The sequence below is a fragment of the Fluctibacter halophilus genome (genome assembly GCF_020687825.1).
Taxonomy (GTDB): domain Bacteria; phylum Pseudomonadota; class Gammaproteobacteria; order Enterobacterales; family Alteromonadaceae; genus Fluctibacter; species Fluctibacter halophilus.
On record NZ_JAJEWP010000004.1, the window covers coordinates 299,516 to 312,323 of the forward strand.

The 12,808-nt window shown below is 52.4% G+C and carries 11 protein-coding genes; 3 read left to right on the top strand and 8 right to left on the bottom strand.

What is annotated here, in order from left to right; all coding sequences use genetic code 11:
• Positions 1 to 16 precede the first annotated feature (16 nt).
• Together LJ739_RS14555 and glnA are read right to left on the bottom strand one after the other, a co-directional pair.
• Positions 17 to 550, bottom strand: a complete 534-nt coding sequence (locus LJ739_RS14555) for a DUF4124 domain-containing protein (protein ID WP_229161647.1) — start codon at positions 548 to 550, stop codon at positions 17 to 19.
• 104 nt (positions 551 to 654) lie between these two features.
• The gene (gene glnA / locus LJ739_RS14560) at positions 655 to 2,064 is read right to left on the bottom strand and encodes a glutamate--ammonia ligase (RefSeq protein WP_229161648.1); all 1,410 of its coding nucleotides are present in this window, start codon (positions 2,062 to 2,064) and stop codon (positions 655 to 657) included.
• Between the two features lie 399 nt (positions 2,065 to 2,463).
• Between glnA and typA the strand changes: the two genes are divergently transcribed.
• Positions 2,464 to 4,299, top strand: coding sequence for a translational GTPase TypA (typA, locus tag LJ739_RS14565; RefSeq protein ID WP_407646788.1), 1,836 nt, complete (start codon positions 2,464 to 2,466; stop codon positions 4,297 to 4,299).
• A 61-nt stretch (positions 4,300 to 4,360) separates the two neighbouring features.
• Here typA and hutH read toward each other — a convergent pair whose 3' ends face one another.
• Genes hutH through hutC form a run of 3 tightly spaced genes read right to left on the bottom strand, consistent with a single transcriptional unit; the run spans position 4,361 to position 8,291 of the window.
• A complete protein-coding gene (gene hutH / locus LJ739_RS14570; protein WP_229161651.1) occupies positions 4,361 to 5,884 on the bottom strand; it encodes a histidine ammonia-lyase in 1,524 nt (507 codons plus the stop codon).
• Positions 5,885 to 5,890: 6 nt separating this feature from the next.
• A complete protein-coding gene (hutU, locus tag LJ739_RS14575; RefSeq protein ID WP_229161652.1) occupies positions 5,891 to 7,561 on the bottom strand; it encodes a urocanate hydratase in 1,671 nt (556 codons plus the stop codon).
• A gap of 19 nt (positions 7,562 to 7,580) precedes the next feature.
• Entirely contained in the window at positions 7,581 to 8,291 is a 711-nt protein-coding gene (gene hutC, locus LJ739_RS14580; protein ID WP_229161654.1) for a histidine utilization repressor, read from the bottom strand.
• Between the two features lie 106 nt (positions 8,292 to 8,397).
• Here hutC and hutI point away from each other — a divergent pair, with 106 nt between their 5' ends.
• Together hutI and hutG are read left to right on the top strand one after the other, a co-directional pair.
• Complete coding sequence (gene hutI, locus LJ739_RS14585) at positions 8,398 to 9,603, top strand: imidazolonepropionase (RefSeq protein ID WP_229161656.1); 1,206 nt, start codon at positions 8,398 to 8,400, stop codon at positions 9,601 to 9,603.
• On the top strand, positions 9,596 to 10,534 hold the full coding sequence (gene hutG, locus LJ739_RS14590) for a formimidoylglutamase (protein ID WP_229161657.1): 939 nt from the start codon (positions 9,596 to 9,598) through the stop codon (positions 10,532 to 10,534). The genes hutI and hutG overlap by 8 nt, the downstream gene beginning before the upstream one ends.
• Positions 10,535 to 10,588: 54 nt before the next feature.
• Here hutG and LJ739_RS14595 read toward each other — a convergent pair whose 3' ends face one another.
• The 3 genes from LJ739_RS14595 to dusA all read right to left on the bottom strand — a co-directional run bounded on the left by LJ739_RS14595 (position 10,589) and on the right by dusA (position 12,254).
• Positions 10,589 to 10,741, bottom strand: coding sequence for a hypothetical protein (locus tag LJ739_RS14595; RefSeq protein ID WP_229161658.1), 153 nt, complete (start codon positions 10,739 to 10,741; stop codon positions 10,589 to 10,591).
• A 10-nt stretch (positions 10,742 to 10,751) separates the two neighbouring features.
• Positions 10,752 to 11,024 carry a hypothetical protein gene (locus tag LJ739_RS14600; protein ID WP_229161660.1) on the bottom strand — a complete coding sequence of 91 codons (273 nt, stop codon included), beginning with the start codon at positions 11,022 to 11,024 and terminating at the stop codon, positions 10,752 to 10,754.
• A 210-nt stretch (positions 11,025 to 11,234) separates the two neighbouring features.
• Positions 11,235 to 12,254, bottom strand: coding sequence for a tRNA dihydrouridine(20/20a) synthase DusA (gene dusA / locus LJ739_RS14605; protein WP_229161662.1), 1,020 nt, complete (start codon positions 12,252 to 12,254; stop codon positions 11,235 to 11,237).
• Positions 12,255 to 12,808: the final 554 nt, after the last annotated feature.

A 12,808-nucleotide genomic window follows, 5' to 3' on the forward strand; every position in this document is an offset into this window, starting at 1 on the left:
CTGGTAACCGCGATAATTACAGGCTTGGTGTAATCAATGCGGACGCACGGTGCAAATACACGGTGTGCTGAGGGGATGATGCAAGGATCTTGCCTGTATTGTCGACGAGTTGCAGTTGCAGGGTATGTTCACCGCGGTCAACGCTTTCAAGGCTAAATTGGGGGATCGGATTGGTGGCAACGACGTTACCATCCATCAGCAATTGAAAAACACCAGGGCCAGTGGGAGATACCTGTCCTGAGACAGAGAAGTTGCCGAGGTTATTTCGTATCGTTGCACCATCGGCAGGCGCAGTGATGCTGAGGTCGTACTGAACAGCCGGTCGTTGCACTGTTTTAGTTGCAGGTGCTGTCTTTGTCGGTGCAAGCGCAGGCATTACAGCACTGTTTACCCCACTGAGATCAACCGGTACTGCACCAGCAACGGGCATATCGGTGTAACGCACCGTGCCGTCTTTCTCCTTGATCATATACAGTGTGCCTGCGCTGACGCACACTGAACAGCAAGCGCCAACCGCCAGGGTTGTAATACGATGAAGCAGCGATTTCATACACAGACCTACTGATACAGGGTAATGGTATAAGTGTAACCCTAGCAGAAATAAAAAAAAGCCCGCTTTACGCGGGCTTTGTATAGTTTTTAATATCTAAGCGATTACACGCTGTAATACATATCGAACTCAACAGGGTGAGTCGTCATGTTCAGTGTGGTCACTTCGCCGCGCTTCAGATCAATGTAAGCATCAATCATGTCGTCGGTCATAACTCCACCGGCTTTCAGGAAGTCACGGTCTGCGTCCAGAGCATCCAACGCCATTTCCAGCGAGCTCGCAACGGTTGGAATTTCCGCGGCTTCTTCTGCAGGCAGGTCATACAAGTCTTTGTCCATGGAATCGCCAGGATGGATCTTGTTTTTGATCCCGTCGAGGCCCGCCATCAACATGGCAGTGAACGCCAGGTATGGGTTAGCCGTTGGGTCAGGGAAACGTACTTCGATACGACGGGCACGATCACTGGTGACAAAAGGCACACGGATAGAAGCTGAACGGTTGCGGGCAGAATAGGCCAACATTACCGGTGCTTCAAAGCCAGGGACCAGACGCTTGTAAGAGTTGGTCGAGGCATTGGTGAATGCATTGATTGCACGGGCGTGTTTGATGATACCGCCAATGTAATACAGCGCTTCTTCAGACAAACCAGCGTACTTGTCACCGGCGAAAATGTTCACGCCACCTTTGCTGATGGACTGGTGGCAGTGCATGCCTGAACCGTTGTCACCGACCAGAGGCTTAGGCATAAAGGTCGCTGTCTGACCATAGGCGTGTGCCACGTTGTGCACGACATACTTGTAAATTTGCAGCTCATCGGCTTTCTTCACCAGGGTGTTGAAACGGCAGGCAATTTCGTTTTGTCCTGCAGTCGCAACTTCGTGGTGGTGAGCTTCAACAACCAATCCCATCTCTTCCATTACCATACACATGGCAGCACGAATATCGTGAGCGGAGTCAACCGGAGGAACCGGGAAGTAACCGCCTTTCACGCCAGGGCGGTGACCCAGGTTACCGTCTTCAAACTCGGCACCGGAGTTCCACTTCGCTTCAGAAGAATCGATGGCATAGTATGAACCCGCCATGTCGGTGTGGAAACGTACGTCATCAAACAGGAAGAATTCCGGCTCAGGACCAAAATACACTTCATCACCAATACCACTGGCTACCAGATATTCTTCAGCACGACGCGCAACAGAACGGGGGTCACGCTCGTAGCCCTGCATGGTAGAAGGCTCAAGAATGTCACAGCGCACGTTGATTTGTGCTTCTTCAGAGAAAGGATCCAAAACAACGGATTCGGGATCTGGCATCAATACCATGTCTGACTCGTTGATCCCTTTCCAACCGGAAATGGATGAACCATCAAACATTTTACCTTCTTCAAAGAATTCGTCGTTGACTTGGTGAGTAGGAATGGATACGTGTTGCTCTTTACCCTTCGTGTCGGTGAAACGCAAATCGACAAATTTTGCTTCACTTTCTTTGATCAGGTCTAACGCCTTTTGAATTGACATTGTGTCCTCCAATAAAAAAATATCAACGTGTAAATGTGGTTGGCCTTGCGGCTGTGTGGGCAACAAGCAAGCGATTTTCGTGCCAAAAACGAGACTCCCTCGCAACCCTTCAAAAGCCGAAGATTGCCTCCCCCCGGCAGACAAACCCCGTAAACTTTTGCACTAATTTGAAGCATTCGAGCACCATTGTGGTGCAATTGATACTATTGCATCTTTCCACTATAGCCCGATTTATCCATCCTACCGCTTTTTTTCTGTGAATATTCAACGACACTGGTCAAATAATCGCATTTGTTATTCGCCAAGGGACAGATAAAACTGTACAATCCGCCGCCTATTTTACCCCTTGGGGCCTGTTGCCCCGTCGGTGGTTGTCACCACACTAGAGAGATGAACACAATGAGCGCATCGCAAACCTCATTAGATAAATTGCGCAACATCGCAATTATTGCCCACGTTGACCACGGTAAAACCACCCTGGTTGATAAACTTCTTCAACAATCGGGCACATTGGAAAGCCGCGGCGCTGCTGAAGAGCGGGTCATGGACTCCAATGACATTGAGAAAGAGCGTGGTATCACCATCTTGGCCAAAAACACGGCCATTAAGTGGAACGACTACCGGATCAACATTGTTGACACTCCCGGACACGCCGACTTCGGTGGCGAAGTAGAGCGAGTTATGTCAATGGCAGATTCCGTACTGTTGCTGGTCGACGCCCAGGAAGGTCCAATGCCACAAACCCGCTTTGTGACCCAAAAAGCATTTGCTCAGGGCCTGAAACCGATTGTCGTGATCAACAAAATCGACAAACCTGGCGCACGCCCCGACTGGGTCATCGACCAGGTATTTGACCTGTTCGACAACCTCGGCGCCACAGATGACCAACTGGATTTCCAGGTGGTATACGCCTCCGCACTGAACGGCTGGGCAGCACACGACTCTGACACCAAGGGTGAAGACATGACCCCGTTGTTTGAAACCATCGTTGAACAGGTTGCTCCGCCAAGTGCCGACCTGGAAGGTGGTTTCCAGATGCAGATTTCCCAGTTGGATTACAACTCTTACGTCGGTGTAATCGGTGTCGGTCGTATTACCCGCGGTACAGTGAAGCCCAACCAGCAAGTCACCGTAGTGGGTGCTGATGGTAAAAAACGCAATGGTAAAGTTGGCCAGATCCTCGGCTATCTTGGTCTGGATCGTCACGAAACAGATTTCGCTCAAGCCGGCGACATCATTGCAATTACCGGTCTGGGTGAGCTGAAGATTTCCGATACTATTTGTGACGTTAATCATGTAGAAGCGTTGCCGCCACTGTCTGTTGACGAACCCACAGTGACCATGACCTTCCAGGTCAATACCTCACCGTTTGCGGGTAAAGAAGGTAAGTACGTAACCTCGCGGAACATCCTCGAGCGTCTGCACGACGAGCTGGTTCACAACGTAGCATTGCGCGTTGAGGAAACCGGTGACCCGGACAAGTTCCGTGTATCCGGTCGCGGTGAATTGCACCTGGGTATTCTGATTGAAAACATGCGTCGTGAAGGCTACGAACTGGCGGTATCCCGTCCGGAAGTAATCATCAAAGAAGAAGACGGTCAACTGATGGAACCGTTCGAAACCCTGACCATCGACGTTGAAGAAGAGCATCAGGGCAGCATCATGGAGCAAATCGGTTTGCGTAAGGGCGAACTGACAGACATGTCACCTGACGGCAAGGGCCGCGTGCGCATGGATTTCATGATCCCAAGCCGGGGCCTGATTGGCTTCCAGACCGAATTCATGACCCTGACATCCGGTTCCGGATTGCTGTACCACACCTTTGACCACTATGGTCCTCACAAAGGTGGCATCATCGGCCAGCGTAAGAACGGTGTATTGATTGCCAATGCTGCAGGTAAAGCGCTGACCAATGCCCTGTTCAACCTGCAGGAACGTGGACGTCTGTTCATTGGCCACGGTGTTGAAGTGTACGAAGGTATGATCATCGGTATTCATAGCCGTGACAACGACCTGACCGTCAACGCACTGAAAGGTAAGCAACTGACCAACGTTCGTGCATCAGGGACTGACGAAGCGCAGAATCTGGTGCCGCCCATCATCATGTCGCTGGAACAAGCGCTGGAATTTATTGATGATGACGAGCTGGTAGAAGTCACGCCGGTCAGCATTCGTATCCGTAAGAAATTGCTCACCGAGAACGAGCGTAAGCGCGCCTCACGCAGCAAAGAATAACGCCCTTGCGGCAATAAAAAAACGGTGCCTTGGCACCGTTTTTTTTGCTCTATCAAGACACTCAGTCGAGCAGTGCCAATCCCGTGGCATCCATCAGGTGATGTTGCTTGATCAACTGCTTGGCATTTTCAATGTCTGGCGCGAAATAGCGGTCTTTATCGTAGAACGGGACCTTTTCACGCAACAACCCCATCAGTGGCTGCAACGGTTCACTGGTCTTCAACGGTTTACGGAAGTCCAGGCCCTGACAAGCCGCTAACCATTCCACGGCCAGAATACCGGCCACATTGTCAAAGATATCCCGCAAACGACGACCTGCAAATGTCGCCATGGATACGTGATCTTCCTGGTTGGCGGAGGTGGGCAGTGAGTCAATCGATGCCGGATGAGCCAGGGTCTTATTCTCGCTCGCCAGTGCCGCACAGGTCACCTGAGCGATCATGAATCCAGAATTCACACCGCCATTTTCGACCAGGAAAGGGGGCAGTCCACTGAGGTGAGTATCAATCATCAATGCCATGCGACGCTCAGACAACGAGCCTATCTCAGACAACGCAATGGCCAGCATATCTGCCGCCATCGCCACGGTTTCTGCGTGAAAATTACCGCCCGACAAGATGTCACCGCTATCGGCAAAGACCAGCGGGTTATCACTCACGCCGTTGGCTTCGGTGATCAGGATCTCACTGGCAAAGCGCATTTGTTGCAAACTCGCTCCCATGACCTGTGGCTGACAGCGCAACGAGTAAGGATCCTGAACCTTCTCACAACCCTGGTGGGAATCACCAATTTCGGACGTCGCCAATAACTGCCGGAATGCAGTGGCAACATCTGATTGGGTTTTGTGTCCGCGCACTGCGTGGATACGCGGATCAAACGGAACCCGGGAGCCAAGAGCAGCTTCGACCGTTAATGCGCCAATACCGATGGCACTGTGCAGTGCATTTTCACAATAAAACAAACCTTGCAGTGCAAATGCGGTGGATGCCTGGGTACCGTTCAACAACGCCAGCCCTTCTTTTGGCGCCAGTGTGATTGGCGCCAGACCTGCCAACGTTAAGCCTTCAGCCGCCGACAAACGGTTGCCCTTGTGGAACACTTCACCTTCACCCAGCAACACACAGCTCATGTGTGCCAATGGTGCCAGGTCACCCGATGCACCGACTGAGCCCTTTTCGGGAATGGCGGGATACACCTGTGCGTTATACAGGGCGATCAGCGCTTCGATCACCGACAAGCGAATACCAGAAAAGCCACGGGCCAGTGAATTGATTTTCAACAGCATCAGCAAACGTACGGTGTCTTCGCTCATAAAATCCCCCGTACCGGCAGCATGAGACAGGACGATGCTGCGCTGCAGCAGTTCCAGCTCAGAGACATCGATACGGGTATTGGCCAGCAAGCCAAATCCGGTGTTGATGCCGTACACGGTGCGATCTTGTTTGATCACATCCAGTACGGTTTGTTCTGCTGCGTGAATGCCGGCTTTCGCATCTTCCGCCAGTGACAGCGGAACATGATGGCGATGCACGTCGCGAAGTTGCTCCAGGGTTAGTGTGCCCGGTTGTAATGTTAATGTCGTCATGTCGGCTTACTCCACATCCAGCATCGGCAAATCAAGCTTGTGCTTACGTGCACAGTCTTTGGCGATGTCATAACCAGCGTCCGCATGTCGCATGACACCGGTCGCCGGATCGTTGTGTAGTACGCGAGCAATACGCTCATCGGCCTCTTTCGAACCGTCACACAGAATCACGACACCGGAGTGCTGACTGAAACCCATGCCCACACCACCACCATGGTGCAGACTTACCCAGGTAGCACCACCGGCCGTGTTCAGCAACGCGTTGAGCAGAGGCCAATCCGACACCGCATCAGAACCGTCTTGCATGGATTCGGTTTCCCGGTTCGGTGAAGCCACCGAGCCGGAATCGAGGTGATCACGACCGATAACCACAGGCGCACTCAGCTCTCCGTTTCTAACCATTTCATTAAAGGCCAGTCCCAACTTCTGACGTTCACCCAACCCAACCCAGCAGATACGGGCAGGTAGACCCTGGAATTGAATACGCTCTTTGGCCATGTCCAGCCAGTTGTGCAGGTGCGGATTGTCGGGGATCAACTCCTTAACCTTCGCATCGGTTTTGTAGATGTCTTCAGGATCGCCAGACAATGCAGCCCAGCGGAAAGGACCTATGCCCTGGCAGAACAACGGACGAATATAGGCTGGGACGAAGCCGGGGAAATCAAATGCATTTTGCACCCCTTCTTCCAATGCCATCTGGCGAATGTTGTTGCCATAATCCAGCGTCGCAGACCCGGCATCCTGCAGGCCAAGCATCGCCTGCACCTGGACTGCCATCGACTGCTTGGCTGCTTTGACCACTGCGGCCTCATCTTTGTCACGCATTTGTGCAGCCTGCTCCATGGTCCAGCCCTGTGGCAGATAACCATTCAATGGGTCGTGGGCGCTGGTCTGGTCGGTGACCACATCAGGGACGATGCCGCGGGCCAATAATTCTGGGAAAACATCTGCAGCGTTCGCCAGCAAACCTACCGACACCGGCGTGCCGGCGGCTTTGGCCGCGTCTAACATGGCAAGGGCTTCGTCCACCGAGGTGGCTTTCTTGTCCAGGTAACGGGTTTTGATGCGAAAATCGATACGGCTTTCATCCACTTCAACGGCCAACATGGAAAACCCTGCCATGGTTGCAGCCAGAGGCTGAGCGCCTCCCATTCCACCTAAACCACCGGTCAGGATCCAACGACCACTGGCATCGCCGTCAAAATGGGTTTTGGCCACGCTGACGAAGGTCTCATACGTGCCCTGGACAATGCCCTGTGAACCGATGTAAATCCACGAGCCGGCCGTCATCTGGCCGTACATCATCAGACCTTTTTTATCCAGTTCGTTGAAATGCTCCCAGTTCGCCCAGTGCGGCACCAGATTGGAATTGGCGATCAACACTCTCGGCGCATTCTCGTGAGTGGGAAACACACCGACGGGTTTGCCCGATTGCACCAACAGGGTCTCATCATCATTCAGGCGAGTCAGTACCTCGACGATTTTGTCGTATGAGGCCCAATCTCTGGCTGCCCGACCGATCCCGCCGTATACAACCAGATTCTGTGGGTGCTCGGCAACCTCGGGGTCAAGGTTGTTCATCAACATGCGCAGAGGCGCTTCGGTTTGCCAACTTTTGGCGGTCAACGTGTTGCCACGGGGCGCGCGGATCACACGGTTAGGATCAAAACGGTTCATGTTTTCTCCTGATGCAGGGTTATGTTTTGGCCTGGAAGTTCAAATGACCTCCCAGTCGATAACGGTTACCGGGGTGGTACAGTACAGCGTGGCTAACGACCCCCCGGGCGGAATAGGTTCGTCGTGATATTTTCAGACACGGATCGGCCGCAGTGATCTGCAATGCTTGGGCAATGTGCGCCTCAGGCAACATGGCCTCGACGCTGTGATCGGCCTGGGTCAACGGGGCAACCAGATTCAGGTAGTGATTCGCCGTTTGCTGGCTGAAGTCCTGTTGCAGATAGTCCGGCGCCCAGCGCGGGTTTACCCAACGCTCTTCATACTGAATGGGCTGGCCATTCTCGCTGTGTACGATAATGCTGTGGAACACCACATCACCAATGCCTACATCCAGCCAACGGGCCAGTGCTTCATTGGCGATTACACTATCAAGGTGCAATATCGAGCTGGCGTAGCGATGACCACGCTGAATGACTTCATCACGAATACTGCGGATCTCAAGCATCGAACTCATTGGCCGGTGGTCAGACACGAAGGTGCCGAGCCCTTGGGTACGCATCAGGATCCCTTCTTCAACCAGTTCGGTAACCGCTCGGCGCGCGGTCATGCGGCTGACCTGATGCTGTAGCGCCAGCTGATTTTCAGACGGCACCTGATCGCCAGGTCCCATAGTCCCATCTTCGATGGCATCCAGTAATGCCAGCTTGATTTGGGTGTAGCGAGGCAACATCTTGCAACCTGTCTGAGTGAGTCCGAATGGCCAACATACTACTTGTATATACAAGTATGCACAAGTACACTGTTGAACAAATTTATCCCCTATACGGAACGGTTCCATGCACGACACCTTCGACACCGTCATCACCAATGTTCGTATCGCTTCAATGGCGGACAATGGTCAGCCATACGGCACCACATCGCATACTGCAGTTGGGATTCGATCAGGCAAGATTGCCGCACTGTTCGAGGAACTACCCGCTGACATCAGCGCCACACACACGGTCGATGGTAATGGGCAATGGTTGTTACCCGGTCTGATTGACTGCCATACCCACCTTATCTATGCCGGCGACAGAGCCAATGAGTTTGAAATGCGTCTGCAGGGGATCTCTTACGCTGAGATCGCCAAACAGGGCGGCGGGATCAAGAGCACGGTGAAGGCTACCCGACAGGCCTCAGAGAAGGCATTGTTCGACAGCGCGAAGCAAAGGGCCGAACGATTATTGGAAGAGGGAGTTACGACGCTGGAAATCAAGTCAGGGTATGGCCTTGATCTGGACACCGAGCGGCGGATGCTGAAGGTCGCCCGACAACTGGAAGATGCATTGCCGGTCAGTGTGCGTACAACGTTTCTTGGCGCACACGCCCTGCCGGCCGAATACAGCAACGACGCGGATGGATACATTTCACTGGTGTGTGACACCATGCTACCTGACATCGCCGCAAATAAGCTGGCCGATGCGGTTGACGTTTTCTGTGAATCGATCGGATTTACGCCGGCGCAGACGGAGCGGGTGTTTCAGGCAGCCAAAGCCCATGGATTGCCGGTAAAGGCCCATGTCGAACAACTCAGTGATTTGAAAGGCGCGGTACTGGCCGCCAACTACGATGCCTTGTCTGTTGATCACATTGAATATTTGGCCGAGGAGGATGTTGGACACCTGAAAGACACCGTTGCCGTATTGTTGCCGGGCGCATTTTACTATTTGCATGAAACGCAGAAGCCGCCCATTGAAGCCCTTCGCAAACAGGGGATCCCGATGGCTGTGGCAACGGATTTAAATCCCGGCAGCTCCCCGCTGGCGTCCCTGTTGACGGCGATGAATATGGCGTGCGTTTTATTTGCCATTACCCCGGAAGAAGCGCTTCTGGGCACCACACGTCATGCCGCCAAAGCCCTTGGTCTTAACGACCGGGGGATGATTGATGAGGGATTGCGAGCGGATCTCACCTTATGGGATATCGATCATCCGGCACAACTTGTCTACAGTATCAACGGACAGCGCCCTAAAGCGCGCTGGGTTGGAGGACGACATGTTTAAATGGCAAGGCCGCATCGACAGTGAAGATGGTAGCAGGGGGCTGCGTTGGCATCAGGTGATTGATCATGACGATCACCTGAAACACCCCAAGTCCGTTGCTCTGGTGGGTTTAGCATGTGATCTGGGCGTTCAGGCCAATAAAGGCAGAGTTGGTGCAGTCGACGGACCCAATAGCATCCGCGCCGCGCTTGCCAATCTACCCTGGCATTGGGATGCAGCGTTGGCGGATTTGGGTGACAGCCATGCCAAACATGATCTGGCCAGCGTACAAAATGACTACGCCGCTAAAGTGACTGAGGGCCTGGCACATCATTCGCTGGTCATCGGTCTGGGTGGCGGCCATGAAATTGGCTGGGGAAGTTATCTTGGCCTGGAAGCAGCGTTAGCCAATAAGCAACAACGTATTGGCATCATCAACTTTGATGCGCACTTTGATCTGCGCCGTCCGGCGCCTGATACCAGTTCAGGTACCCCTTTCAGACAGGTCGCAGAACATCGCCAGCAACACGGGTTACCCTTTGATTATGCCTGTCTGGGCGTATCAAAAGCCGCCAATACACCCGCATTGTTTGATTTCGCCGCCGCCAGTGGCACACGTTTCCTGTTCGACCATCAGTGTCAGATGGATGCAGCGGTCACCTTGTTAGCGCCCATGCTAAGGGATATCGATGAGTTGTATGTGACGATCTGTCTGGATGCTTTCCCTGCCGCGATTGCGCCAGGTGTCAGTGCCCCAAGTGCACTGGGGATCTCACCACAGTTTGTGATTACCATGCTTGATTGGCTGGCTGCGCAGCAGAGTCGCTTAAACTATCGATGGCGATTGTGTGATATTGCCGAAATGAACCCGCGGTATGATTCAGATAATCGAACAGCGAAATTGGCCGCCAGATTGGCGTTTGAAACAGTGGATGCCCTGATCGGGAAATAGCAGATTACGGGTAAAAATATAGCGTGGAGCAAATACGGACAGTCAAAACAGCGTTTACTGACTGTCCGGATATGACAGGGACGTACGTGATACCGGGTGCAGAAGCCGTTGTGCCTTACTGCCAAATACCGAAAACACAATGGCAGCACCCACATAGGTCATCACTGGTGCCAACAACAGGGCAAGTAGATTCAGTTGCAAAAACATAACTGCCTCCTTACTCTGCTTTTTGCTTGTCACCTTTCTCATCACTCAGGTCTTTAATATTGACCTTAGTAGCGTACTTTTCTGAACTGTCCAGGCTCACCATGTTACCTGCGGTAAGAACAGCTTCCTGTACACCGTAGCCCAATTCTTGTGACGTTTTAGCAACGGCCTGACTCACCATGGCAGAGACTAATTGCTCCAGTGAAACTTCAGCAGCGGTGGCAGATGCACCAAACGACAAACCTGACAACAAAACAACAGCGGTAGTAATTTTCTTAAACATTTTCTCAATCCTTTCTGGTTGGTTAAGTGACTCATTATTTGAGTTACTAGTTAAGTCGCAGTATCTATAGCGATAGTTGTGCCAACCGTGGAAAAAAATGCTATCCCGTTGTTTTAATTGATTTTTTATGAAATTAAAAAGTTTGGGTGTGTATTTGACTCAAGGCCAAAAAGCTATCGATTAGCTGTTTTGACCAACCCTTTAGGAAATTTAACCAACCTTGTTGGCCAAAAACTCCTTTGCATTGCGCTGGGCCTGTTCGACCTGTTCTAATGCACCAAACAGCAAGCCTTCGGTATCCGTGGACCGGGGCCCATGTTGACTCAGGTAGCGACGCCAGATGCGCGCTCCGATCTCACCTTGAAACAATCCAAGCATGTGGCGAGCTATATGCCATGGTCGTGCACCTTCGGCGACCTGCTGGTGTGTATAGGTCACCATGGCAGTGACGATGTCCTGGCGCGACAATGGGTCTTGGGTGTCGTTGTAAAAGCGTTGGTCAACGCTGGAGAGAATATAGGGGTTACTGTAAACCTCGCGGCCTATCATCACGCCATCAACCTGTGAAAGGTGCTGTTCAGTTTCATCGAGGGTTTTGATCCCACCATTAATGCTGATGTGCAGATCAGGAAACTCTTCCTTCAGGGCATACACACGATCGTACATCAACGGTGGAATATCACGGTTCTCTTTCGGACTTAATCCCTGCAGCCAGGCCTTGCGTGCATGCACGATTAATGTATCGCAACCAGCCGCCTGCACCGTTGAGACAAATCGACTCAGATCTTCATACTCGTCCATGTCATCTATCCCTATACGGGATTTGACTGTCACCGGAATATCAACCGCCTGCTGCATGGCGGCTACACAAGAGGCCACCGTGTCAGGTTCCGCCATCAGACAAGCACCAAAACGCCCATTCTGTACCCGGTCTGATGGACAGCCTACATTGATGTTGACTTCGTCATAACCGTAGGCCTGTGCTTTTTCTGCACACGCTGCCATATCGGAAGGATCGGAACCACCGAGTTGTAAGGCAACCGGATGCTCCTGATCATTAAAGGCCAGATAATCACCTTTACCGTGAATAATCGCACCGGTGGTAACCATTTCTGTGTACAGCAATGCATGCCGCGATATTAAACGCAGAAAATAACGGCAATGCTTATCCGTCCAATCGAGCATGGGGGCGACGGATATGGTGCGGTTTATAGAAACAGTCTGTGACATTGATGGACCTCTGTAGAACGGGCCGCGGATTTTACCCGATCGCACAGTTTTTCGCCAGTGATACGACAATTGAAAAGCACTCTTGTCGAGCGTTCTATCTGCCTACTTTATTCGGGCATCCAGGAGCGCTTAGATGTGTTACCCCGTCCGTGGTAACTCCCCCAGCTGGTACTTTGGCTTCTGGCTTCCTGCCCTCACCCCTTCGGGGCCGTGCTAAAGCACGTTCACGAAGCATTGCAGTAGCAATGCAGAACAGCTTTAGCTGGCTTGCGAAGCAAGTGGCCTACATGGATGTAGGACATAAATTCGTTCCCGACGAATTTGTACTCCGGGGATTCTGCCCTTCACCCTACGGGCCGTCGTCGCTTCGCTCCAACGTTCCAAAACGCTCCCGGCGTTTTGGTCACATGAGTCCCCATATTCGAGCAGCACACTCTCACATGGGGGTGAACGAAAACCGTTATGCCGGTGGCATAACGCAGTTGAGTGAACGACGCGCAGGGATGCGCGGCTGGACGTAGCACCAGGGATGGTTTGTTACCTTACAGTCAACG